The organism is Bradyrhizobium rifense (genome assembly GCF_008123425.1).
Lineage (GTDB): Bacteria > Pseudomonadota > Alphaproteobacteria > Rhizobiales > Xanthobacteraceae > Bradyrhizobium > Bradyrhizobium rifense.
Window position 1 is genome coordinate 133,061 of sequence record NZ_VSSS01000014.1, and the last position, 23,421, is coordinate 156,481.

At 63.6% G+C, this 23,421-nt stretch carries 22 protein-coding genes; 2 read left to right on the forward strand and 20 right to left on the reverse strand.

Features of this window, described 5'->3' with window-relative positions:
- Positions 1-20: 20 nt before the first annotated feature.
- The 20 genes from FXB40_RS07835 to FXB40_RS07930 all read right to left on the reverse strand — a co-directional run bounded on the left by FXB40_RS07835 (position 21) and on the right by FXB40_RS07930 (position 21,601).
- Positions 21-1,277: a PQQ-dependent sugar dehydrogenase gene (locus FXB40_RS07835; RefSeq protein ID WP_148771629.1), complete on the reverse strand. Its 1,257-nt coding sequence runs from the start codon at positions 1,275-1,277 to the stop codon at positions 21-23.
- A 435-nt stretch (positions 1,278-1,712) separates the two neighbouring features.
- Entirely contained in the window at positions 1,713-3,098 is a 1,386-nt protein-coding gene (locus FXB40_RS49845; RefSeq protein WP_283812888.1) for a xanthine dehydrogenase family protein molybdopterin-binding subunit, read from the reverse strand.
- Positions 3,025-4,083: a xanthine dehydrogenase family protein molybdopterin-binding subunit gene (locus FXB40_RS49850; protein ID WP_283812889.1), complete on the reverse strand. Its 1,059-nt coding sequence runs from the start codon at positions 4,081-4,083 to the stop codon at positions 3,025-3,027. Before FXB40_RS49850 ends, FXB40_RS49845 begins: the two co-directional genes overlap by 74 nt.
- Before the next feature lie 14 nt (positions 4,084-4,097).
- Positions 4,098-4,556 (reverse strand): (2Fe-2S)-binding protein, encoded by a 459-nt coding sequence (locus FXB40_RS07845; RefSeq protein WP_148771630.1) that lies wholly within the window; start codon positions 4,554-4,556, stop codon positions 4,098-4,100.
- A 16-nt stretch (positions 4,557-4,572) separates the two neighbouring features.
- Entirely contained in the window at positions 4,573-5,427 is an 855-nt protein-coding gene (locus tag FXB40_RS07850) for an FAD binding domain-containing protein (RefSeq protein ID WP_148771631.1), read from the reverse strand.
- A gap of 26 nt (positions 5,428-5,453) precedes the next feature.
- A complete protein-coding gene (locus FXB40_RS07855; RefSeq protein WP_148771632.1) occupies positions 5,454-7,415 on the reverse strand; it encodes a hydantoinase B/oxoprolinase family protein in 1,962 nt (653 codons plus the stop codon).
- Positions 7,416-7,418: 3 nt separating this feature from the next.
- Positions 7,419-9,443 carry a hydantoinase/oxoprolinase family protein gene (locus tag FXB40_RS07860; protein ID WP_148771746.1) on the reverse strand — a complete coding sequence of 675 codons (2,025 nt, stop codon included), beginning with the start codon at positions 9,441-9,443 and terminating at the stop codon, positions 7,419-7,421.
- Between the two features lie 157 nt (positions 9,444-9,600).
- Positions 9,601-10,560 (reverse strand): AraC-like ligand-binding domain-containing protein, encoded by a 960-nt coding sequence (locus FXB40_RS07865; protein ID WP_148771633.1) that lies wholly within the window; start codon positions 10,558-10,560, stop codon positions 9,601-9,603.
- 128 nt (positions 10,561-10,688) lie between these two features.
- Entirely contained in the window at positions 10,689-11,654 is a 966-nt protein-coding gene (locus FXB40_RS07870; RefSeq protein WP_148771634.1) for a LysR family transcriptional regulator, read from the reverse strand.
- A gap of 227 nt (positions 11,655-11,881) precedes the next feature.
- On the reverse strand, positions 11,882-12,859 hold the full coding sequence (locus FXB40_RS07875) for a 5-oxoprolinase subunit C family protein (RefSeq protein ID WP_148771635.1): 978 nt from the start codon (positions 12,857-12,859) through the stop codon (positions 11,882-11,884).
- Positions 12,849-13,724, reverse strand: coding sequence for a 5-oxoprolinase subunit B family protein (locus FXB40_RS07880; RefSeq protein ID WP_148771636.1), 876 nt, complete (start codon positions 13,722-13,724; stop codon positions 12,849-12,851). Before FXB40_RS07880 ends, FXB40_RS07875 begins: the two co-directional genes overlap by 11 nt.
- A 43-nt stretch (positions 13,725-13,767) precedes the next feature.
- Positions 13,768-15,168: an acetyl-CoA carboxylase biotin carboxylase subunit gene (locus tag FXB40_RS07885; protein ID WP_148771637.1), complete on the reverse strand. Its 1,401-nt coding sequence runs from the start codon at positions 15,166-15,168 to the stop codon at positions 13,768-13,770.
- 16 nt (positions 15,169-15,184) lie between these two features.
- Positions 15,185-15,427, reverse strand: a complete 243-nt coding sequence (locus FXB40_RS07890) for an acetyl-CoA carboxylase (RefSeq protein ID WP_148771638.1) — start codon at positions 15,425-15,427, stop codon at positions 15,185-15,187.
- A 36-nt stretch (positions 15,428-15,463) separates the two neighbouring features.
- Positions 15,464-16,192, reverse strand: a complete 729-nt coding sequence (locus tag FXB40_RS07895) for a LamB/YcsF family protein (RefSeq protein WP_148771639.1) — start codon at positions 16,190-16,192, stop codon at positions 15,464-15,466.
- Between the two features lie 90 nt (positions 16,193-16,282).
- Positions 16,283-17,470, reverse strand: coding sequence for an ABC transporter substrate-binding protein (locus FXB40_RS07900; RefSeq protein WP_148771640.1), 1,188 nt, complete (start codon positions 17,468-17,470; stop codon positions 16,283-16,285).
- 28 nt (positions 17,471-17,498) lie between these two features.
- A complete protein-coding gene (locus FXB40_RS07905) occupies positions 17,499-18,572 on the reverse strand; it encodes a branched-chain amino acid ABC transporter permease (protein ID WP_148771641.1) in 1,074 nt (357 codons plus the stop codon).
- Positions 18,573-18,575: 3 nt separating this feature from the next.
- Positions 18,576-19,490 carry a branched-chain amino acid ABC transporter permease gene (locus FXB40_RS07910; protein WP_148771642.1) on the reverse strand — a complete coding sequence of 305 codons (915 nt, stop codon included), beginning with the start codon at positions 19,488-19,490 and terminating at the stop codon, positions 18,576-18,578.
- Between the two features lie 2 nt (positions 19,491-19,492).
- Positions 19,493-20,215 (reverse strand): ABC transporter ATP-binding protein, encoded by a 723-nt coding sequence (locus FXB40_RS07915; RefSeq protein ID WP_148771643.1) that lies wholly within the window; start codon positions 20,213-20,215, stop codon positions 19,493-19,495.
- Complete coding sequence (locus FXB40_RS07920; RefSeq protein WP_148771644.1) at positions 20,212-20,988, reverse strand: ABC transporter ATP-binding protein; 777 nt, start codon at positions 20,986-20,988, stop codon at positions 20,212-20,214. The genes FXB40_RS07915 and FXB40_RS07920 overlap by 4 nt, the downstream gene beginning before the upstream one ends.
- A gap of 385 nt (positions 20,989-21,373) precedes the next feature.
- Positions 21,374-21,601: a hypothetical protein gene (locus FXB40_RS07930; RefSeq protein ID WP_148771645.1), complete on the reverse strand. Its 228-nt coding sequence runs from the start codon at positions 21,599-21,601 to the stop codon at positions 21,374-21,376.
- On the opposite strand from FXB40_RS07930, the gene FXB40_RS07935 reads away from it, so the two are divergent.
- Both FXB40_RS07935 and FXB40_RS07940 read left to right on the forward strand, forming a co-directional pair.
- Positions 21,593-22,753, forward strand: coding sequence for a transporter substrate-binding domain-containing protein (locus tag FXB40_RS07935; protein WP_148771646.1), 1,161 nt, complete (start codon positions 21,593-21,595; stop codon positions 22,751-22,753). The two genes, FXB40_RS07930 and FXB40_RS07935, sit on opposite strands and share 9 nt — an antisense overlap.
- The gene (locus tag FXB40_RS07940) at positions 22,750-23,415 is read left to right on the forward strand and encodes an ANTAR domain-containing response regulator (protein ID WP_148771647.1); all 666 of its coding nucleotides are present in this window, start codon (positions 22,750-22,752) and stop codon (positions 23,413-23,415) included. The genes FXB40_RS07935 and FXB40_RS07940 overlap by 4 nt, the downstream gene beginning before the upstream one ends.
- The last annotated feature ends 6 nt before the right edge of the window (positions 23,416-23,421 follow it).

Genomic DNA, 23,421 nt, shown 5'->3' on the forward strand with positions numbered 1-23,421 from the left:
GCCTCCCGTTTCACGACACGCTACTTCTTGCTGTAGCTGATGCGATAGATCGCACCGGCCCAATCGTCAGCAACGAGGATCGAGCCATCCTTGGCAAGGATGATGTCGTTAGGACGGCCGAGATAGCCCTGGTCGCCTTCGAGCCAGCCGGAGGCAAACACTTCCTGCTTGGGGTTCTTGCCGTCGGGCCCGACGATCACGCGCACGATGCGCGCGCCCTGGTACTTGTGCCTGTTCCAGGAGCCATGCTCGGCGATCAGGATGTTGTTCTTGTACTCGGCCGGAAATTGATCGCCGGTATAGAACTTCATGCCGAGCGGAGCGATATGGGCACCGAGATTCAGCACCGGCGGCGTGAACTCCGAGCACTTGTGACCCATCGCGAATTTCGGATCCGGTGTGTCGCCCTGGTGGCAATAGGGGTAGCCGAAATGCTCGCCCATCTTCGAGATCATATTCAGCTTGTCGCTAGGCAGCTCATCGCTGAGCCAGTCGCGGGCGTTTTCGGTGAACCAGTAATTGCCGCTGCGCGGATCGACGTCGCCGCCAACCGAGTTGCGGACGCCGAGGGCGTAAACTTCCGCGTTGCCGGTCTTGGGATCGACGCGGCGGATCTGCGCGACGCTGGTCGGCGGAATGCCGACGTTGAAGGGAGGTCCGAACGGCAGAAAGAACCAGCCATCCTTGTCGACCGCGATGTACTTCCAGCCATGTGCGGCATATGACGGCATGTCGTCATAGACGACCTTGCCCTCGCCGGGATTGTCGAGCTTGTTTTCGATGTCGTCGTAGCGGATCAGCTTGTCGACCGCGATGACGTAGAGCGCACCGTCCTTGACGGCCAGACCCGTGGGCATGTTCAGGCCCTTGAGGATGGTCTTGACCTCTTTCTTTCCGTTGTTGTCCTTGATGGCATAGACGTTGCCGAGGCCGAACGAGCCGGCGAACAGAGTGCCCTTGTCGCCCCAGGCCATTTGTCGGGCCGCCAACACGCCGCTGGCGTAGACCTCGATCTTGAAGCCCTCCGGCAGCGTGATCTTCTTTACGATGTTGGCGAGCTCGGTCTCCGATGCACCGGTCGGCGGGCCGGATGGCGGCACGAGACCTTTCTGTTGCGCGTTCTCGTCGCCAAGGTACCAGTCGTCCGGTGGATGGGTCCAGAATTCCTTGGTGCCGGAATCGTAGTGTTTGAGCTCGTCAGCGCGTAGCGGGCCGCCCGCCGCAACCAACGACACAAATGCGAGTGTCTGCACAATGCGAGTTAAACTTGAAGCCATCGTTTCACTCCTGGAGGACAAAACCGCTATTGTTTTCGATCGAGCGATTTTCGTTGGCCTACGATGAGGCGCCTCTCTTATATCACGCGGAGGCGAGCCCACGATCGAGCGTGCTCGATTTAGAAGGCGAGTCCTATTCAATTTGCGAAGTGACTATTCAAACTGCGCAACCCAGGACGCAGATGATGGTACACCGACCGAGAGGCGAGCTCTCCGGGTGCACAACGTGACAATGATCTTGAACCGCAGCCCGATCTTGTCGAATCGTGGCACGGAACTCGCGCACGTCGCGAGGATTGACGCTATAGCGGCGTCGGGGGCGTGATCTGTCGCCGCCGTCATTGCGATCCCGCACGAGCGTCTCCACACGCAGGTCGTTTGCGCGCCCGTCTTAGGGGCGGAAAATCCCAACTGGATCTTGTCGCCCTTGGTCGTTCAATGCGACTCGCCCGCGCCGTGCGGGCGCAGCAGATTGTTTGTCCAGGCTTCGGCGATGTGGGGCAGGGAGAGAGCTGGCTTTTGGTCGACGAGAAGCTCGAGCACCCGCGGCGGAGTTAGTGGCAGCTCCCGGATCGGTTTTCCGATTGCGTTGGCGACGGCACAAGCCACGGCGGCTGCGACATTCAGGATCGGAACTTCGCCGGCGCCCTTCGTTCCGAGCGGACCGATCGACGGCGCACCTTCGTACAGATTGATCTCGACCGGCACGACATCGAGGGCCAGCGGCACGCGGTAGGTCTCGAAGCCATTTTGACGGACGCGGCCATTGCTGCCGATCGTCACTTCCTCATGCAGGGCATAGCCCAATCCTTGCACAACGCCGCCCTGGATTTGGCCATGGATCGCGCGCGGGTTCAGCGCGCGACCAACGTCCTGGACGACGCGGTAGCTCAACACCTCGACGTGTCCTGTCTCTGTGTCGACGGCGACCTCGCAATCATGGACGGCGAAGACGGGGATGTCGATCGCGTCGATGAAATGACCGGCGACGCAGCCGGGCATCGCAGGCACACCGGCTCCTGTGAAGGCGCCGGTGCCGGAGATCGGGCCAATCTGCACCTGGGCGCGGGCCGCAACTTCGGAGATCAGGCGGCCGGAGCCGGGCGCTCCGGCAATTTCAATTCGCCCGGAGCGCATGACCAGATCCTCGGGCGCGGCCTCGATCATCTCGGAGGCGACTTTCAGCAGCTTTGCTCGCACCTCTTGCGCCGCCGACAAGCTGGCTGCACCGAGCGAGACAGTGGTTCGGCCGCCTCCGACGCCGACGTCATAGCCGGCGGCATCCGTGTCGGCTGCGCGGACGATCACGTTGCCAGGGTTCAGGCCGAGCGTGCCGGCCACGATCTGAGGCAGAGCTTGCATCATGGAGCCTGACCCGATCTCGACGCCCGATGTCACCAGCGTTGCCGTCCCATCGGCATTCATGTTTACGGTCGCGGCCGAAGGACCGACAAAGACGAACCATGTGCCGACAACGGTCGCGCGTCCATGGCGCCGGCCGTCGGCGCGCCCGGGCGGCGTTGCGGCGGCATCACGCATCGTGTCCATTCGCTCGAGCATCGGGCCAAGCACGTCACCCTCGAACACCTGGCCGGTGGCGCCGAGATCGCCGTCGCCGAGCACGTTGCGGCGGCGGAAGGCGAGGGCATCCATGCCGATCCGGGCCGCGATTTCGTCGGTGTGCCGCTCGAGCGCAAAGGTGTTGTAGACGCCGTTGCAGGCGCGGAAAGCGCCGTTCGGGGCGGTGTTAGTATAGACCGCGCGCGAGACCAGCCGCACCGCGCCAAGGGAATAATTTCCGCCGAGCGTGTGAGCGGTCATCGTTGTCAGGAAAGATCTGTTCGCCGCCATATGCGCCGCAATCCATCAGGACCACGGCCTCGCGTCCGACGATCTCGCCATCGCGCGTCACCGCCGAGCGTATGCGGATTTCGGCGTTTTCGCGAAAGAGGCAGGTGAGCATCTCTTCCTCGCGCGAATTGACCAGCCGGACCGGCCGTCCGCTCGCCCGGGCGAGCAACGCAGCGAACGGCTCGATAGCGAGATCGAATTTGAGGCCGAAACCGCCGCCGACGGGCGGCACGGTGACGCGAACCTGGGAAGCCGGCACGCCCAGCAGGCGCGCTGTTGCATTGCGGATGGTCCAGGGAACCTGGGTCGACGTCTCGATATGGAAGCGCCCGTCTTCATAATTCGCGACCACCGCGCGCGGCTCGAAGGCGACATGGTTCTGGCGGCCGACCCGGAAGCTGCTTTCGATGATCTCGACATCGCGCCGGGCAAACGCAGCGTCGACGTCGCCGCGAACAACGGTGGCCTCCCAGGCGACATTGCCTCCGCGGGCACCGCCTTCGAGCAGAACCTCGTAGTTGCGCCAGTCGGGATGCACGAGCGGAGCGTCCGGAGCAAGCGCATCCGCCATGGTGAGAACCACGGGCAGCGGTTCAATCTCGACGTCAATTCCAGCAAGCGCGGCGTGAGCCTGCATCAGCGTGTCCGCCGCGATCGCGGCGATCGGCTCGCCGTCGTAGCGGATCACGTCGCGGGCAAAGAGCGGGTGGTCGGCGATGCCGATCCCGATCATGCCGGGCGCATCGGCGGCGGTCACGACGGCGCGCACACCGGGCATCCGGGCAGCCTTGGTGATGTCGAGACGGGCGATCCGGCCTGACGGCACGCCGGCGCGCAAAATCGCCGCGTGCAGCATGCCGGGCAGGTAGCGATCGATGGTGTAGCGCGTGCGGCCGCGCAGCTTGTCCGCCGCGTCGCGACGCGCAAAGTTCATGGTTGCGGAGGCGTTGGACACTTTTGCGTCTCCCGTCATGTCGTCGCAAGCGCAAGCAGTGCGGCTTCGATGATGCGTTCATATCCGGTGCAACGGCAGATGTTGCCCGTCAGAGCGGCACGAATATCGTCGCGCGTTGCCTCGGGGCGGGTTGTGACGAGATGCGTCAGGCTCACCACCATGCCGGGAAAGCACATGCCGCATTGGACCGCGTCGCAGGCCTCGAGCGCGACCTGGATCGGGTTCAATCCGCCATTGACGGCAAGACCCTCGACGGTGCGGATATCGCAGGCCTCGGCGAGCGCGGCCGGCATCAGGCACGACGGGGTGGGCTTGCCGTCGATCAACACCATGCAGGCGCCGCAAAAGCCCTCGCGACACACCGGCTTTGCGCCTGTCAGATGGAATTCCTCGCGCAGGATATCGATGAGAGGCGTGATGGGATCGGCAGTGGAGGTGAGGTGATCGCCGTTGACGGTCAGGCTAAGGCCCATGTTCATCCCCGACGGTTCAAGAGCCGAGCGCGGCGGCGGCACGGCGGACGAGGCCGGGCAGGACGCGCACCCGGTACCAGGCAGGCACGTCGGCACTGTCGCGACCCGTAAATTCACCGGCTAGTCCCGCCGCTGCGTCCGCAGCCTTCGTCGCATTCAGCTTATGTCCGACAAGAGCGTCCTCGAGGCGCTCCCATCGGCGCGCGACCGGCTCGACTGAACCCACGGAAACACGTGCCGACTGAACATGTCCGGCATCGTCAAGGCTCACGGCAAGACTGACGATGGCGGTTGGATAATCTCCGGCCTGTCGCAGCGGCAGGCGGGCGTGAGCGGTCTTGCGACCGCGCCGAGGTACGATGATGCGTTGGAGCAGCCACCCGGGTGCAAGCGTCGATCTCATTGTCAGAAATTGCTCAAGATCGATCCGCTCCCGGCCGCCTCGGCTTGCGATCTCGACTTCGGCCGCGAGGCAGAGCAGCGCGGGCACGCAATCAGCCGCGGCAAATGCTGTCGTTGCGAGGTTGCCGCCGATGGTCGCCATCCCGCGGATAGCAGGATTGGCGGAGCGGCCGGCTGCCGCCGTGAGCACGTCAAACTCCGACAGCTCCGCCAGCGCTGTGGCGAGCGCGGCGTGCGTGACCGCCGCGCCGATCTCGACCACATCGGTATCGACCTTGATCGCATGGAGCTCTGGAATTTTCCCGATTGCGACGTAACGGGACTTGAGCGGCTCGTGCCGGATTGGGGCGCGCATGATCCAGGTGCCGCCGGCGAAAGGCGCGGCTTCAGAGCCGGCTTCGTCGAGCGCATCGAGCGCCGCCGGCAGCGAGGGGGCGACGTAGACCGATCCCGAGGTGGGTGTATCCATGGTGTCGGAGCTCCCGGTTCGATCGGTCAGCCTGTGCTCCACTTCGCCACCGAGCGCCGTTCGAACACCTCGCGAAACTGACTTGTGGATTTTGGAAGCAGGGCGCCGGTGCCCCAGTCGAGGATCACAGCATGCTGGCGGATCACATCGAGCACGCCGATCGCGCCATTGCGATAATTTTCCGCCACGATCTCGGGATCGAGCCGCACATTGGCGACACGCTCGGCCCTGATTTTGGCGCGAAGCGCCGCGGTCGCGGCCTTGTCGACCTCATATTCGCACAGCTCGGAGTCAACGGTATGTACGACAACGCCATAATCCTTCGCAGCGCGCTCAACAGAGACATAGTCGTCCTTGATGTCCTCGATCACGAGGGCCGGGTCGCGTTCGAGCGGATCACCGAACCCGCCGCCGCCGGCTGTCGGGCGCGAGAAGATATCGCCTTCACCGATCGGGACATCCGAGAAGATCGAGCCGAGCCGCTCTTCGGCTTGGCCGCCGGCACGCGTCAACGTCAGCCCGTGCGGCATCGACGGCAAGCCGCCCTCGATGCCCCACACCACCGCGCGCTCGCGGTCGCAGATGTAGGAAATCACGGTCTTCTCGGCTTGTAGCATGCGGGAGGTTTTCACGACCCCGGCGCCGCCGCGCCATTTGCCCGGACCGGGCGAGTCCTTGAGGATTTCGCATTCCGTGGTCAGGATCGGATTGGCGCGCTCCTGGCCTTCGACCGGTTGCGACATCAGGCCGGTGCCGAAGCAAGCCGTCGTGACATTGCTGCCGTCCTTGCCGTTGCGTCCGCCCCAGCCGCCTGGCAACCAGTCGTAGAACATGAAGATGGGCTTGTCCGGGCTGCGGGCGTCGAGGCCGCCGGTGAGCAGGTATTCGAGATTGAAGGCGCAGGCGAGCGCACGCTCCGGCATCAGCTTTGACCACATCTCGTAGATCGAGTTCATGATCTTCTCGAACGGCATCAGGAAGCCGGTGACGGCGATCGGCCATTTGGCATCGACGATCGAGCCTTCCGGCGCGATGATTTCAAAGCAGCGGTAGAATCCGGAATTGAGCGGGAGATCGGGGAAGAAAGTCTTCATGCCGGCTGCAACGGCCGAGAAGGTCGTGCCGAAGGCCGAGTTGTAGATCGAACCGATGGTCGGATGGCTGCCGGTGAAGTCGTAAATCGCGCGGTCGCCTTTGATCGTCAGCTTGATGCGGATCGGGATCATGCCTTCGCCGCCGGCGGGATCACGGTCGATGAAGTCGACCGTCTCCCATTCGCCATCGGGCAGGGCCGCGATACGTTGGCGCACCGAACGTTCGACATAGTCCTGCACGGCGGCAAGGCCGGTCTCGACCGTGTCCCGACCATATTTGTTGACGAGGCGCAGGATCTCGCGCTCGCAGACCTGGGTGGCCTGGGACTGCGCCTGGATATCGCCGATGATCGAGACCGGGTCGCGCGTATTCGAGGCGACCAGATGCGCGACGTCCTTGCAAAAGCGACCCTTGTCGAACAGGCGTATCGGTGTGATGCGCAGCCCCTCGCGGAACATCTCGCGTGCGGCGACGTCGAATGAACCCGGCACGCTGCCGCCGACATCCGACCAATGGCCGTTCGACTGGCTGAAGGCGATGATCTTGCCGTCGGCGAAGATCGGTCGGATCAGGCGGACATCCGGGAAGTGCGTGCCGCCGGCGTAGGGGTCGTTGATGGCGAAGACGTCGCCCTCATGCATGTCACCGTCGAAGAAGCGCATGACGTCCTTGCAGGTGAAATGCAACGTGCCGACATGGACGGCGATGTCCTGATTGCCTTGCGCGGCGCATTCGCCGTGGGCGTCATGCAGGGCGCTCGAAAAATCGCGGTTGTAGATGACGAAGGAGTAGCAGGTCCGAAGCACCTGCTCGCCCATCTGGTCGACGCTGGTGATGAAGGAGTTCTTGAGAACCTCGAAGGTCACGGGGTCGAGCGGGAGATCTCCGGCCATGGTTCACTCCTTCACGCGGATGATGATGTTGAGATATTTGTCGACCTCGGCGCTGGCGCCTGGTGGCACGACGGTCGTCGCGTCGACCTGCTCGACGATCGCGGGGCCTTGAAAGGAGAAGCCGCAGGGCAAGTCGTCGCGCTCGTAGACGGGCGTGTCCAACCCGTTGCCTTCGAACCACACCCTGCGGCGGCCAACCGGCTCAGGGATCACACCGGTCGGTTCGTGAACGGCGAACTCCGCCTTTGGGACGACGCCGACCGCCTTCAGATTGAGGCGGAAGAAGCTGACCGGGGCGCTGTCGCGGCGGAAATTGTACTCACGCTTGTGCTCGGAATGGAAGCTCTGGACGAGGTCGGCGATCGCGCCGATCGGACTGGGCGCGTGGACCGCAAGCGACCGCCATTGGCCCCGATACATCATGTCGATCGATCGCTGGAGCACGATGTCCTGTGGCGCGATGCCTTCGTGGGTGAGCCGGGCGAGTGCGTCCTTCTCCAGCGCCGCGAACTGCGCCTCGATGTCGGCGGCATCAGCCTCGTCGGCGCCGACCATGCAGCTCTGCGAGAAATCGTGCTGCATGTCGACCAGGAGGCAGCCAAGCGCCGAGGTCACGCCGGGATTGGGTGGCACGATCACGACCGGGATCGCAAGCTCTCGGGCAACATCTACCCCGTGTAGCGCGCCGGCGCCGCCAAAAGCCACCAGGGCAAAGTCGCGCGGATCGTAGCCGCGGCTGATCGAGATCAGCCGTACCGCATCCGACATGTTGGCGTTGGCAACCTTGACGATCGCGTCGGCAGCCTCGTGCAGGCCGAGGCCGAACGGCTTTGCGACGCCGTCCTCGACCGCCTGGCGTGCCAGCGCGGGGTCAAGCTTCACCTTGCCGCCGGCGAGATTTGTGCCGAGCCGGCCCAGCGTGACGTTGGCGTCCGTATTGGTCGGCTGCTTGTTGCCGTTGCTGTAGCAGGCTGGGCCCGGAAAGGCGCCGGCCGATTGCGGGCCGTTGCGCAGGGAGCCGGCCGAGTCGGTCCAGGCCAGCGATCCGCCGCCGGCTCCGATGGTGAGGACCTCGATGGACGCAAAGCGGATCGGATAGCCGAACTCGATGTACCAATCCTTGGTGATGCGCGACTGCCCTTCATAGGCCAGCGAGACGTCGGTCGAGGTGCCGCCCATGTCGAGGCCAATGGAGTTGGGAAAGCCGCAGAGGCCGGCGATGTAGCGGCTGGCGATGGCGCCGGCAGCAATGCCGGAACCAGCCAGGCGTGCTGCGAAATCCTTGACGCTGGCCGGCGTCATGACACCGCCGCCGGTGTGCAGCAGCAGGAGATCGCGGGTATAGCCCTCATCGGCGAGACGCTCGCCGAGCCGGCTCGTGTAGCTGACTACGACCGGGCTGACGACGGCATTGGCGACCGTGGTCGAGAACCGCTCGTGCTCGAAGATTTCGGGGAGCACCTGCGAGGAGATCGAGATGGGGATATCGGGCATCTCCTCGACGAGGATATCGCGCATGGTGCGCTCGTTCGCTCCGTTGAGATAGGCGTTCATGAAGCAGACCGCGACCGCGGCCACGCCGCGACGCTTGAGAATGCGCGCGACGTTGCGCGCGGCCTCGACATCGAGAGGCTCGAGCACGACGCCGCCGGCGTCGACCCGTTCCGGCACGGTCAGGCGGTCGCGTCGCGGGACGTAAGGCTTGACGACATCCTTGTAGGTATCCCAGAGGTCTTCCTTGTTGGCGCGCCGGATCTCGATGGCGTCGCGAAACCCCTTGGTCGTGACCACCGCCGTGCGCGGAAGGCGGCGCGTGATCAGCGCGTTGGTCGCAACCGTCGTGCCGTGGGAGAACAGTGCCACTTCCGCGAGATCGACACCGGCCTTGGACACACCGCCCATGATCCCGTCGATGGGATCGGGCGTCGACGCCGTCTTCTCGATGCGGATGAGGCCGGTTACCTCGTCCATGATGCAGACGTCGGTAAAGGTGCCGCCGACGTCGACGGCCACGCGAAGGTTCTGCACCATGCGACTTCCTCATCGAATTGCGATCGCCGATCATATGCAGATCGGCGGCGGCAATTCTTGACGCTGAGCGCAGGAAGATTTGTGCGAGAGAGCACCGACGACCGCCGCTTCGGCGCCGGCTGCCTAAAGGTCGGTCAGGCGGGCGAATGAGCCTTCAGGGAAGGGCGGTGCGCGCCGCGGCGCGCGCCTCGCTCGGGGTGCAGCCGAACCGGCTGCGGTAATTCCGGCTGAACTGCGCCTGGTCGCCGAACCCCCACTGGTAGGCGATTTCCGAGATGCTCTTGCGGCAGCCGGGATCGCGCAGCATGGCGTCGGACATCGACAGGCGTTGGTTCCGGATATAGGCGCAAACGGTGATGCCTTCTCCCTCAAAAACCTGATGCAGATATCTGAGCGAGATGCCACAGCCGTCCGCGACCATTTGCGGCGTAAGCCGCATATCGTCGAGGCGCGTGCGAATGAACTGCTCGCAGCGATGGAGGTGGCCGTTGCGAACGGACGAGGAATGGCCCACCAGCACGCGGTCGTCCGACTCGATCACCATCGCCAGGAGATCGATGAGATGCTTGCCCATCACAGCCCGGGCTGCCTCGTCCATGTCCGCGATCCGTTCGCCGGCAAGCCGCAGGGTGTCGACGAACAGTGCACCCACGCTGCGGCTGGCGTCGAATTGCAGGGTTGCGAGGCGTTCGGGGCGGGATATCCGGGCGCGCAGGACGGCGCTTGGGATCTTCAGCACCCAGAGCGCTGCCGGATCATCGTGGCTGAATTCATAGGGAAGATGGCTTCGCTCGATCACGAATGCGCCGGGCCGGCACCGGACGTCCTTGCCGTCCTGCTCAAAACGGATTTCGGCGAGCTCCGGGACCGTAATGAGGAAACATTCTTCCCGCTCGTTCACGAGGTGTCGTTCGCGGCGCCTGTAGAGCAGGCCATTCGAGACATTGCGGGATACTGAGAGCGGGCCCATGGACCAGGCGCCCAGGCTCGCGTGGAAGTCGCGACCGCCGGGAAAGACGAGATCGAGCGGGAAGTAAGTCTTCGAGACAACGTCCTGCCAGAAATGCCGCCGACTTTGCGAGGGAACATCGCTGGTCGCATAAGTGGCCTGCATGCCGCACTCCGTCCCTGCCGTCGCCCGTTCGGGCCTTGCGCTCTTCATTGCGCCGACCGCTGTGATCGGTCCAAGCTTGGCGAGGACGACCTGACGGCGTCAAATCGAAATAAGCGGGTGCCGGTATCTCAGATTCCGATGGCCTCGTCCGATCGTTGCCGGTGGTCGATGCCGACCGGAGGACGTGCCGGACCAACGCCCGCCACGGCAAAGCGCATGAAGTCGCGATACGCCTTCGCGGCCTCGGAAAATTGGGTGTCACGGCGCCAGGCCAGTCCAACGTCCATGCTGGGCACTTCGTTCTCGATGACGCGGGTCTCGATCCTCTGGCCCTCGAGCGACCAGGGCCGGTAGACGAGATCGGACAGGATCGTAATGCCCATTCCGCCCGCAACCATGGACCGGACGGCTTCGACGGAGGAGGTGCGGAAGATCGTTCGCGGTTCGAGCGACAAGGCGTTCCAGTAGCGCATCGACGTGTGGCTGGCTTCGTCGACGGTGAGCATGACGTAAGGGTAGGTCGCGATCTCGGCGAGATGGACGCGCTCGGCGCGTGTCAGGGGATGATCGGCAGCAAGCCACAACCGGCGCGGCGACCGCAACAGCGTCTCGCTCGCAAGCATGGCATTGTTGTGCAGGTTCGAGACCAGCATGACCGCAAGATCGAGTGCACCGTCGACGACGGCGCGTTCGAGCACGTCACGCGGCGCCTCGTACAGTTCGACCGTGATTCCGGGAAAGCTCGCCTGGAAGCGCATCTGATGGCGCGGCAGAAAATAGCCGGAAACGGTATAGGTGACGCCGATGCGCACCGTTCCGAACAGCGGGCCGGCAGATATATGCGTCCCGCGGACGGCTTCGGCGACCGAAGCAAGGATCTGGCGCCCTTGCGACAGGAACCGGCTGCCCTCCATGGTGACGGTCACGCCGGTCGGCGTGCGTTCCAGCAGGCGGGCACAGACGATGGCTTCGAGTTGCTGGATCGCGGCGGTGACCGCGGATTGCGAGACATTCAGGTCGATGGCCGCCTGGCTGATACGTCCAGTTTCCGCGGCGGCGACGAAATAGCGGATTTGTTTCAGAGAAACGGACATCGCGGTCGATCCGATATTTTGATTTTACCTAACTCACGATCGGTTGAGCGCTGCTTCTCGGCGCGAAAGCTTTCGATGCAACTCTCGTGCCCAACGGGCGTGCGGGCAACTGGGGGAACAAAATGAGTGAAACGGCGGGTCAGAATGACCAAGCGCCGTAGCATCGGCGCTTGGCGGCCGAGGCGAGGCCAGATACTGCACTCTTCGGCGCGGAAGCTGCAAGGCGGCTACGCCAAAGCACCGCGAAGCTTGCCCAGCAACCCGGCCCGGCTCTTGCGCGCCGCAAGAGCCTCATCCATCCCGACCTTGACGAACTTCACCGGCGTGTTGGGCTGGAGCTGGCCGATCAAATCCATGTCCGCTGCGATGACCGTGCCGACCATGAAATAGCCGCCGCCCGAGACCGCGTCACGGTGCAGCACGATCGGCTCAGTGCCGCCGGGGACCTGGATCGATCCGTAGGGGTAGCAGGCATCGGTGATGTTGGAGGGGTCGGAACCGGCCCCGAAGGGCGGCTCGCGCGGCACGAATTCGAGCGGCTTGCCGCCCTTGAAGCGGTAGCCGATCCGGTCAGCTTCCGGCGCGACCTTCCAGGTGTCGCCGAAAAAACCAACGCCGGCCGTCTCGGTGATGCGGTGCCAGTAAAGCCCGGGCATCACGCGCAGTTCCGTCGGCATCCCTGCCGGCAGGCCGCGCAGCTCCTTCGCGACTATGCGGCCATCCTTGACGGGTGCGCTGGCCTTGCCGATGGGAAGTTCGTCACCGGCCTCGAGCTTCCGGCCCTTGAAGCCGCCGAGTGCGCCGAGCGCGTAGGTGGAACGCGAGCCCAGAACAAGCGGCACGTCGATGCCGCCAGCGATTGCAATGTAGCCGCGTGCGCCCTGCTTGAGGAAATCGAAGGAGAGCTTTTGGCCGCGCTTCACCTTGAAGCTCGTCCAGGTCTCGCGCGGCTCGCCATCGAGCTTCGGCGGCAGCTCGGCTCCAGTGATTGCGACCAGGGCGTCATCGGTGAATTCGAGCTCCGGCCCCATGAACACGGCCTCGAGGACCGCAGCGCCTTCCTCGTTGCCCACGAGCAGGTTTGCAGCGGCCAGCGCGTGACGGTCCATGCCGCCGGAGAGCGGGATGCCGATGTGATAGTAGCCGGGACGCCCCAGGTCCTGCACGGTTGTAGCAAGGCCGGGCTTCAAGACTTTAATTGCCATGGAGAACCCCCTCGAGCTTGCGATTATAGGCGTCGATGTCGTTGTTGAACTCGGTCAGCGAAAACGAGACATCGCGAATGATCGGCGCGAAACGGCCGGCATCGACATCGGCCACGGCAGCGTCATAGGCCGGTCGGTCGATCGGTTTCCATTTCACGATGTCGCCCGGCTTGAACAGGCACATGAAGTCGCGCAAATAGCTGATCTTCTGGTTGGGGTCGTAGATCGGCATCGGCGTGATGCCGAACATCTGGTAGCCGCCGGCGCCGCGTACCGAGTAGATGCAGCTGAAGCATCCGCCGTGCCCGACGGTGAGCTTCGGCGTGTCCGTGCGCGGGCGCAGATATTTCGGCGCCTGGATCTGCCGCTGGCGTTCCACCATCTGGTAGAGGAACGGCAGGCCTGCGACGAAGCCGACCATCGAGACGAACCATGGCGCGCTGGAGTGCGCTTTGATGAAGGCGTCGACCCCGTCGAGCCCGTTGATGCGCGCAGCATATTCGAGATCGGTGCCGTTCGGATCCTGATGGCGCTCCCGGAAGCGCATCAGGGTCTCGTGCGTCCAGGGGTCATTGTAGAGCACGGGGATTTCGATGATCCGCGTCTTGATGACCGGTGCGGATGTTTCAGATGCGGAATCCAGCTGTTTCAGCTCTGCAAGCAGGTCGTCGGGCTTGATCTGATCCGGATCGAACTTGACCTGATAGGACGCGTTGGCCGGACAGATCTCGGTCACGCCCTTGATCCTGGCGTCGCGCACCGCATTGGTGACGAACAGGCCCTTGAAGAAGGCCTCCAATGACATGGACTCAGCGACCTCGGCGAAGATGTGCTCATCGCCGCCGTAGGAAAATCGGGTTTGCATGACTAGCGGCCTCCTGTTGCTGGCGGGGCGGGTTCTCTCGCGGTCATTGCGCGACCTTGGCGGTCGGCGATGGCGCTACGGTGCCGAGCGAGGCCGCATGGGTTTCCAGCCATGGCTCGAGCCAGGCTGTATGAAAGCGTGCGGCCTGAACGTCGGGATCGCGCGCGAGCGCCTGGTGCAGGGTTTTTGTCGTCGCCAGGCCCTCGACGCTGAGCTCGGCAAGTGCGCGCTGGAGCCGCCGGATCGCGCTTGGCCTGTCCTTGTCGTGCACGATCAGCTTGCCGAGCAGGCTGTCGTAGAACGGCGGCACCGTGTAGCCCTGATAGAGCATGCTGTCGAAGCGCACGCCTTCACCGGCAGGCACGCTGAGCGCGCTGATTGTGCCGGGGCTTGGGAGAAAGCCTTTTGCAGGATCCTCGGCGTTGATGCGGACTTCGATCGAATGACCGCGGACGCGAACCTGATCCTGGCGGATGCGAAGCGGCTCGCCGCCGGCAATCCGGATCATTTCGCACACGAGGTCGATGCCGGTGACCATCTCGGTGACGGGATGCTCGACCTGGATGCGCGTGTTCATCTCCAGGAAGTAGAATTCGTGGCTGCGGTCGTCATAGAGATATTCCAGCGTTCCGGCGCCGCGATAGTCGACGGCCCTGGCGAGCGCGACCGCCGACGAACACAGTCTGTCACGAACGGCCGGTGCCAACGAGGGCGAGGGAGCTTCCTCCCAGACCTTCTGGCGGCGTCGCTGCAGCGAGCACTCGCGCTCGAAGCAATGGATGACGTCGCGCCCATCGCCGAGGATCTGCACCTCAATGTGCCGCGCGCCTTCGATCAGCTTCTCGACATAGAGCCCGCCATCGCCGAAAGCGGCGAGTGCTTCCGCCTGTGCCTGCGGCATCAGGTGATGGAATTCCTCGGCGGAACGTGCGATGCGGATGCCGCGTCCGCCACCGCCGGCCGCGGCCTTGATCATCACGGGAAAGCCGGTCTTTTCGACCAGTGCGAAGGCTGCGTCGGCAGAATCCAGCCGTCCAGCGCTGCCGGGGACGGTCGGCACGCCGGCCGCAGCCGCAGCCTCCCGGGCCGCGACCTTGTCACCCATCAGCCTGATCGATTGCGCCGTCGGGCCGACGAAGATCAGTCCGGCTGCCTCGACGGCGGCTGCAAATTCGGCGTTCTCGGCCAGGAAGCCGTAGCCGGGATGAATGGCGTCGGCGCCGGTCGTTCTGGCGGCGGCGAGGATCGTCGCCTGGTTGAGATATGACTTTGAAGCCTGCGGCGGACCGATCTCGATCGACTCGTCGGCAAGCCTGACGGCCAGCGAGTCCTTGTCGGCCTTGCTGTAGACCTGGACGGTCGCGATGCCGAGTTCGCGCGCCGCACGAATGATGCGGACGGCGATCTCGCCGCGATTGGCGATGAGGAGCTTCTGGATCGTCATGGACGCGCGAACCGTCTCAAACGTCAATCTCGGCAATTGGCTGGCCGGCCATCACGGCCTCCTCGTTCTCGGCCAGGAAACGCAGGATCTTGCCCGCCGCGCCAGCCTTCACCTCGTTGAATGATTTCATCACCTCGATGAGCCCGATCGTGTCGTGCTCCGTGATCGTGTCTCCGTCGGACTTGTAGTCCGGCTTGTCGGGCGCGGGCTTGCGATAGAATATGCCCGGCAGCGGCGAGAATATCTGCTGTGTTGCCATGAGGTCCTCCTGGTCGTTCGTTTCTTCGGGCCGTTCTCACCGGGCGGTGAGATAGGGGCGGACGGCCTCGCGAACGGCGTGCGCGATCGCGACGGCATTGGGGGTGTCGGAGTGGATGCAGATCGAGTCGGCGCCGACCAGCACGTCGTTTCCGGCCACCGACCGGGTCTTGCCTTCATTCACGGCTCGGGTGCACCGCGACGCCGCATCGGCCGGATCCTTGGCCTCGTGCTCGCGCGTGATGATGAGGCTGCCGTCGGCATTGTAGTCGAGGTCGGCGTAGTATTCGGCGACGAAGGTGTGGCCGCGCCGCTCGTAGACCATCTGATGCAGCGTACCTTTCATGCCGAGGAGCGGTACCTTGTAGACGTCAGCGGCATCCGCGACGGCCTCCGCGATGTTCTCGCTGCGTGCGGCCATGCCATAGAGGGCACCGTGCGGCTTGATGTGATTGAGCGGCAGGCCCTCGGCATCCAGGAATGCCTTGAGCGCGCCGATCTGATAAAGCAGGCAATTCGTCAACTCCTCGCGGTCGATCTTCATCTCCCGCCGTCCAAAACCCTGCAAGTCCGGGAGTGACGGATGGGCGCCGACCTTGACGCCGAATTGCTTGGCGAGCTGCACCGTTTTCCGCATGTGATTGAAGTCGGACGCATGGAAGCCGCAAGCCACGTTGGCGACATCGATGTGGGGCATCAGAGCCTTGTCGTCGCCCATCTTGTAGAGGCCATAGGCCTCGCCCATGTCGCAATTAATCACGACCATTCTCCTGTTTCCTCTCAACGGCTTGCGTTCGGTCCAAGGGGTGCGGCCGCCCGCAGGTGCGCGAGGCACCGCGGGCGGCGCATTGCCAGCTTACTTCGACACCAGATAGTCGACCGGGATCTTCTCCGAGATCGTCCACTGATCGACCATCTTCGGCTTGCCGGCCTCGGTGTCGATGATCAGGTAGCGGCCCTGGTTCTGATGGTGGATGTCCTTGTTGAAGGTACGCGGCCCGAACAGCGTAGCCTCGCTGTTCATCTTTTCCAGTTCCGCGACGACAGCCGGAGCATCGGTGGTCTTGGCACGCTCGACCGCCTTGGCCCAGACGTCGATCAGGACATAGCCGGGATAGACGTACTGGCTGGACGGATCGCCACCCGTCACGTCCTTGTACTTCTTGTTGAACTCGTTGACCTTCGGATTGGGATCGTCGCCGTAGATCGAGCCCTGCACCGGAACGTAGAAATTCGACAGATCCGGAATGGCGTTCAGCCAGTAGCTGCCGTCCATGCTGGAGCCGTTGAGGATCATCGATTTGATGCCGGCGGCCCGGATCTGCTTGATAGCCGAAACCGCGCCCGGCATCATGGTGCAGACCATGATGGCGTCGGGCTCCTTCGGCAGGCTCTTGATGCGCGTGATCTGGGACGCGATCGAAGCGTCATCATTCTTGAAGGTGTCGCTTCCGGCCAGCGTCGCGTCCTTCAGCTTCGGCATCATCCAGTCGAAGCCATCGCAGATACCCTTGTTGTAGACGGTCCAGCTGTCGAGCAGCCGGTAGAAGCTGCGGGCATTCTTCTTGTTGTAGGCCCATTCCGCCATGGTCGCGCCCTGCACGGCCGCCAGAACGGAGCCGGAGAACGAGTAGGGACCGACGCCGGGGATGCCCGCCTTGATCGATTCGGCACAGAGGAAGAACGAGACCTTGCCGGCCGCTTGCGCCTGGAGCGCTGCCGGCGCGCCGAAATCGTAATCGCAGGAGACGACCACGAGATCCGCGCCCTGGTCGAGCACGGCGAGGCCGGCCTTCGCGCCTTCAGCCTGATCGGTCTTGGTATCGGCAAAAACCGCCTTGATCTTCTTGCCGAGCAAGCCGCCCGCCTTGTTGATCTCGTCGATGCGGATCATGGCCGCATCTTGTGCCGGCTTGTCATAAGCCTGCATGAAGCCTGACGCTGCGGTCGCAAATCCGATGACGATCTCGTCGGCTGCTTTGGCCGGTGTGAACCAGAGTGCGGACACTCCAGTCAGGATGCCCAGTATTCTCGTAAGACGCATAACCATTCCTCCAGTTGTGCAGTGAAATTCAGTTCAGTTCCTTCATCGCGGTCCGCACCGGGCGTGACAAACGTCGCAGCATCGGCCAGCCGCGCCAGGAGAACTCCTGGTTGCGGGTGAGGCCGGTCGGCAGGTACATCAGGATGACGATGGTGATGATGCCGATCGCGATCTCCTGGACCCCGTTCGGCAGTGCGACCTTGAGTGCGCCAAGGCTGATGCCCTTCTCGAGGTTGCGGAACAATTCGATCAGCACCGAGATCGTGACGACGCCGGTGACGGCGCCGCTGAGGCTGTACATGCCGCCGACGACCAGCATCGACAGGGTGATGAAGGTCGTCCGCAGATAGAAGGCACCGGGGTTGACGATGCTCAGGAAGTGCGCGTAGAGCGCACCGGCGATGCCGATGATGAACGCGCTGACCACGAACGCGATCAGCCGTTCGCGGACAATATCGATGCCCGAGGCGCTGGCGGCAACGGACTCATCGCGTGTGGCGCGAAGCGCGAGCCCGGAGCGGGAAATCGCGTAGAGATAGGCGATCACGATCGCAACTGCGGCACCCAGCCAGCCGATCCATACGTTCATGGTTGGCGGTATGCCGACGATCGAACCTTGTCCGCCTGTGACCGAATCCCAGTTCGAATAGACGTTGTTGACGACGCCGAGCAGTCCGAAGGTCGCGATCGAAGCTGCAATTCCAGACAGGCGCATGATGACGCGCCCGACGATGAGCGCGAACAGGGCGGCGAACACGCCCGAAATGGGTGTGGCGACCCACATCGGCAGTTGCGTGTGCAGCAGCCACGCGGGCAGTCCCTTGAGCGTGATCGACTTCATCACGGGCGGAATCGCGAGCCATGCGGTCATGTAGGCGCCGAGGCACATAAAGCTGATGTGACCGAACGACAGCAGGCCCGAATTGCCGACAAAGACGTAGAGGCCGACGACCACCATGATGTTGATGAACATCTCGACGGCAGTTCGGTTGAACGCGCGGGTGCCGAACTGGTAGCTCAGGGCGGCCATGACGAGCAGCACGACGATCAGGACGATCGGTGTCAGCATCGTTTGCCGGATGACAGACGGCCGCTTTGACATCGATCAGACCCTCTGCTTGGCGGATTTCGGTGCAAACAGGCCTTGCGGCCGCACCAGAAGGACGACGATCACCGCGCCATAGACGAAAGCATCGCGAAAGACGCGCGCGTCGTGCGGCAATGTTGCCTGGAAGACGACGCTGGCCGCGCCAATGATGAAGCCCCCGGCGACGGCGCCGGGTACGCTGCCGAGACCGCCGATCACCGTGGCAATGAAGGCGATCAGCATGACATTGGCGCCCATGTTGATGTCGGCGGTGCCGGAGATGGTGGCCAGGATCAATCCGATCGCCGCGGCCAGCATGCCGCTGATGGCAAAGGCCAGCAGGATGACGCCGTTGGCACGGACGCCAAGCATGCGTGCCATGGTGAAGTTTTCGGCCGCAGCGCGCATCTCGAGGCCATAGCGCGTGCGCTTGAGGAATAGCACCAGCACAGCGAGCGCGGCCAGCGTGATGACGATGGTCACGACTTGGAGCATCGGGATGTGGGCGCCGAGAAAATCAACCGGGAGGCCGAGGCTTGGCCACAGCGTGATCGACTTCGGTCGGCTCGAATAGAGCATCAGCATCAAGTGCCGAATGACGAATCCAAGGGCGAAGGACGCGATCATCATCGTCGCCGGATTGGTGTTGCGGAAACGGCGGAATACGACGATCTCCGACAGGATCGACAGTGCCGCGCCGATCATCAGCAAGAGTGGAATCAGGAGATAGAACGGCAGCATGCCGGCAAATACGACTGCCGTTGCATCGATCGACGGCCATAGCATTGCGAACACGCAGAAGGCGATGAAGTCGCCATGGGCGAAGTTGACGAGCCGCATGACGCCGAAGATCAGCGCGATGCCGAGCGCGCCCAGGGCATAGAGACTGCCGAGGCTCAGTGCGTCGAAGATGATCTGCAGAACCGCCGTCATTCTCAATGGTCTCCGAAGCCGAAATAGGCCTGCTTCAGACGTTCGTCCTTGATCATGTCGGCGGCGGCGCCCTCGAGGACGATACGGCCGCCGCGGATCAGGATCATGCGTCCGCCGGTCATCATGGCGCGCGTCGAGCTCTGCTCGACGATCAGCAGCGTCAGCTTGCGCTGCGCCCGTAGCCGCACGAGGATCTCGTAAACCTGATCGATGATCTTGGGTGCAAGCCCCAGCGAAGGCTCGTCGATGGCCATGATGCGCGGAGCCGTCATCAACGCACGGCCGATGACGAGCATCTGCTGCTGACCTCCGGATAGCATGCCGGCCGCAGTGTGACGGCGATCGGCCAGCATCGGAAATTCGGCGTAGACGGATTCGAGGTCGCCGGCGATCTTGTGCCTGTCGGCCCGCATGCCGGTGCCGACCTTGAGATTTTCCTCGATGCTCAGTGCGCCGAAGACGTTGCGTCCTTCCGGCACCAGCGAAAATCCCCGCCGGGCGATGTCCTCCGGCGAGGCGCCCGTCACTTTCGCACCGTCCATGGTGATGGAGCCCGAGCCCGCCGGCACGACGCCGGCGATCGCGTTCAGCAGGGTCGACTTGCCTGCGCCGTTGGGGCCTGTCACGAACAGAACCTCGCCTTCGGCGATCTTCAGCGTGACGCCGCGCAAGGCCGTGAGGCGCCCGTAGCTTACGGTGATGTCGTCGACGGCGAGCAGCGTCATGATGCAGCGCCCATCTCGGCCGCGAGCGCCGGAATCACTTCGTCGCGCTGCGTGCCCATATAGGCGTGCCGGACCGCGTCGCTGTCGCGGATCTGCGCAGGCGCGCCGACTTCGATGATCTCGCCGGAATCGAGCACGAAGATGCGCTCGCAGAGTTCGAGCACAAGGCCGATGTTGTGCTCGATCAGCAGCACGCCGACGCCGAGTTCGCCGGCGATCCGCCGGATGATGACGGCTAGGTCGTGGCTTTCATGCTCGGACATGCCGGCCGCAGGTTCGTCGAGCAGCAGATAGCGCGGCGTGCACATGATGGCGCGGCCGATAGCGACGCGGCGCTCGTCGGTGTAGGGCAGGGCGCCAGCGATCGTACTGCCGAGGTGCGATATGCCAAGCCAGGTCATCACGCGCTCGGCCTCCGTGATCGCCTCGCGCCGCGTCTGGCCCATCCCCACGCCCGTGACCTCGAGATTGTCCACGACCGGCAGGTCGCGGAAAAGTCGGCCGGACTGAAACGTGCGCGCGACACCCTTGCGTCGCAACTTGTGGGCCGCGATGCCGTTGAGCACCTCGCCTTCCAGATCGACGGTCCCTGTGCCGACCGGCTGGAACCCTGTCAGCACGTTGATAAGTGTCGTCTTCCCGGCGCCGTTGGGGCCGATCAGTCCCGTGATGCGTCCCCGCGGTACTGTAAGCGTAACTTTGGACAGCGCTTTCAAGCCTTCGAATTGGACGCTGACGTCGCGAGCGCCCAACTCCAAGCCACCGGAAGTCATCTCAACGCCTTCTCACTCGCCGCCAATCACAAGCGGAGTTTTGCGTTGCGGGAGACGCTTGTAAAATTCGAAATATCGTTCGCCGATATCGGAAATTGTGATGACGCTGACGTTCCGGGAATATTTCGTAGCGGCGCAGCGCCGCGCCGTGGCGCTCCGGAGCCGCCGCAAGACTCCATCACGAAAATGGTCAGCATGACTTCATCTTCGTGCGAAGCCGACGTGATCGCGCGATACCCATCGAGCCAGGATGCCTGGAGCTCAGCCACGGCGGGCTCGTGCTCCATGAAGCTGACGGCGGCTGCAAAGTCGTAGAAGAACCAGGAGAAGCTGCAATCGTCGCGGCGGACGAACTCGAGCTACGCTTCCACCTTGCACAGTTTTGCTACAGGCCGGCACGAATTGCGGCAGTTTCCGCTGCAACAACGCGCTTGACATAGTATCCGATCTCAACGACCGTATCGTGCAAGCGTAGGGCAAGACGGCCCATCAACGCGGTGAGTTCAACCATTTCCAACGCCACGCTTTCATCGCGTGTTTGGTTGGCGGCGAGGGCGCCCTCGGCTTCACAGCCGACGGGCGCTTTTTTGTTTTGGATCGAGTGATGACGCAAAAGCGGTATCGAATTGGCGTGATGTTCTCGACGACGGGCTCCTATAGCGTCGTCGCGCGCTCGATCCTCAATGGCGCATTGCTGGCCTTCCAGGAGGTCAATGCGAGCGGTGGCGACATCGTGTTGGAGCCGGTCGTGGTCAATCCCTCCGGCGACCTCGCTCGTTATCGTTCGCTCAGCCTCGAACTCCTGGGGTCCGGCGTTCGCCAGGTGGTCGGCTGCTACACCTCGTCGAGCCGCAAGGAGGTGATCCCGTGCTTCGAGAAGTTCGATGGATTGCTGTGGTATCCGTCTCACTACGAGGGTTTCGAGAGTTCCGATAACGTCATCTACACCGGCGCCGCGCCGAACCAGCACGTGCTGCCGTTGGTCGATTACCTGGCATCCCGGGTCGGCTCTCGCGCTTTCTGCGTGGGCTCCAACTACATCTGGGCCTGGGAGAACAACCGCATCTTTCGCGAGGCGCTGATAGCGCGCGGCGGCGCCGTGCTCGCCGAGCGCTATCTTTCGGTCGGCGATACCGAGGTCGACCAGGTGATCGCAGCCATCATCGATCAGCGACCCGATTTCGTCTTCAACAATCTGATCGGCACCAGTGCCTATGCCTTCTTCCGCGCGTTCCGTGCCGCCTGCCGAGCCCGCGGCATCGATCAGGCCGCCGAAATTCCGGTCGCGAGCTGCACGCTGTCGGAGCCGGAATTGCCGGAGATCGGCCCGGACGCGGTCGACGGACACCTGTCCTCGAGTGTCTATTTCTCTTCGTTAAATTCGCCGGAAAATGCTGCGTTCATTCGCGCCTACACGACGTCCTTTCCGAACGGGCCGGTCTCGTCGGCAGATGCTGAATCCTCCTACATCGCCGTCAAGCTGCTCGCAGCGGCATTGTCACAGGCCGGGACTGACGACGCCCGCACGGTGCGCGCCGCCGTGGCCGATCAACGACTGCGCGCCCCGCAAGGAGAAGTCCGTATCGACCGACAGACCTTTCATGCCTGGCTCACGCCACGGATCGGCCGCTCGGCCGCCAACGGCCAGTTCGAGGTGCTGCTGGAATCCCGCGAGCCGATCGCGCCCGATCCGTATCTTGTTCAGTCGTCGCCGCGCTTTGCCAGCGCGATGCGCTCTCCGCTGTTGAAGGTGGTGCAATCATGAGCTTCCGACTGCTGCAGAACTTCAAGGGCGGCCGCGCCATCGTCGTCACCCGGCGAGGCGGATGGGAAAGCACGCTCGAAACGACGCTCGCCAAGCTCGGGGTCTCCACTGAATATCCGGAGATCATCGATGGCCACGCGCAGATCGACGTTGCGAGCTTTCAGGCCGATCGGGACATCCTGTTCGTCGATGGCGATCTCGAAGGCGCGGTTGCGATCGAGGTCAACCCGGCCTCGCGGCTGCCGCCGGTGCCGGTGATCGGGCTCGTCGGCGTCGAGGCGCCAAGCCGGCTCAAGGCGCTGGTCAATCTCGGTGCCACCTCATTCCTGCGCAAGCCGGTGCATGGCGGCGCGGTCTATACGTCGCTTTTCATGGGCATCAACCAGTTCCTGCTGCGCGCCGAAATGTTTGAGCGCCTTCAGGACCTCGAGGAGCGCCGTCGCGGCCGCCGCGCGGTGATCCGGGCCGTCATCCAGCTGATGCAGCAGGACGGCTTTGACGAGGAGGGTGCCTATTCCCGGCTCCGTCGCGAAAGCATGCGCGCGCGGCAGAACATGGAACTCTATTGCGAGGAGTTTCTGAACAAGCGGGCGAAGCCGCCCGATACGACGGGCCGCACGACCGGCATCATGCTGCAAGGCGGCGACAAGCAAGCCATCTAGGAGAAG

Bases quoted from the DNA above. Each gene is read 5' to 3' on its own strand.
- FXB40_RS07905 (WP_148771641.1), bottom strand. From the start codon at position 18,572: ATGTCAAAGCGGCCGTCTGTCATCCGGCAAACGATGCTGACACCGATC.
- FXB40_RS49845 (WP_283812888.1), bottom strand. From the start codon at position 3,098: ATGACCGCTCACACGCTCGGCGGAAATTATTCCCTTGGCGCGGTGCGG.
- FXB40_RS07895 (WP_148771639.1), bottom strand. From the start codon at position 16,192: ATGGTCGTGATTAATTGCGACATGGGCGAGGCCTATGGCCTCTACAAG.
- FXB40_RS07900 (WP_148771640.1), bottom strand. From the start codon at position 17,470: ATGCGTCTTACGAGAATACTGGGCATCCTGACTGGAGTGTCCGCACTC.
- FXB40_RS07855 (WP_148771632.1), bottom strand. From the start codon at position 7,415: ATGGCCGGAGATCTCCCGCTCGACCCCGTGACCTTCGAGGTTCTCAAG.
- FXB40_RS07850 (WP_148771631.1), bottom strand. From the start codon at position 5,427: ATGGATACACCCACCTCGGGATCGGTCTACGTCGCCCCCTCGCTGCCG.
- FXB40_RS07935 (WP_148771646.1), top strand. From the start codon at position 21,593: ATGACGCAAAAGCGGTATCGAATTGGCGTGATGTTCTCGACGACGGGC.
- FXB40_RS07890 (WP_148771638.1), bottom strand. From the start codon at position 15,427: ATGGCAACACAGCAGATATTCTCGCCGCTGCCGGGCATATTCTATCGC.
- FXB40_RS07915 (WP_148771643.1), bottom strand. From the start codon at position 20,215: ATGACGCTGCTCGCCGTCGACGACATCACCGTAAGCTACGGGCGCCTC.
- FXB40_RS07920 (WP_148771644.1), bottom strand. From the start codon at position 20,988: ATGACTTCCGGTGGCTTGGAGTTGGGCGCTCGCGACGTCAGCGTCCAA.
- FXB40_RS07875 (WP_148771635.1), bottom strand. From the start codon at position 12,859: ATGGCAATTAAAGTCTTGAAGCCCGGCCTTGCTACAACCGTGCAGGAC.
- FXB40_RS07835 (WP_148771629.1), bottom strand. From the start codon at position 1,277: ATGGCTTCAAGTTTAACTCGCATTGTGCAGACACTCGCATTTGTGTCG.
- FXB40_RS07940 (WP_148771647.1), top strand. From the start codon at position 22,750: ATGAGCTTCCGACTGCTGCAGAACTTCAAGGGCGGCCGCGCCATCGTC.
- FXB40_RS07865 (WP_148771633.1), bottom strand. From the start codon at position 10,560: ATGCAGGCCACTTATGCGACCAGCGATGTTCCCTCGCAAAGTCGGCGG.
- FXB40_RS07910 (WP_148771642.1), bottom strand. From the start codon at position 19,490: ATGACGGCGGTTCTGCAGATCATCTTCGACGCACTGAGCCTCGGCAGT.
- FXB40_RS07870 (WP_148771634.1), bottom strand. From the start codon at position 11,654: ATGTCCGTTTCTCTGAAACAAATCCGCTATTTCGTCGCCGCCGCGGAA.
- FXB40_RS07880 (WP_148771636.1), bottom strand. From the start codon at position 13,724: ATGCAAACCCGATTTTCCTACGGCGGCGATGAGCACATCTTCGCCGAG.
- FXB40_RS07885 (WP_148771637.1), bottom strand. From the start codon at position 15,168: ATGACGATCCAGAAGCTCCTCATCGCCAATCGCGGCGAGATCGCCGTC.
- FXB40_RS07845 (WP_148771630.1), bottom strand. From the start codon at position 4,556: ATGGGCCTTAGCCTGACCGTCAACGGCGATCACCTCACCTCCACTGCC.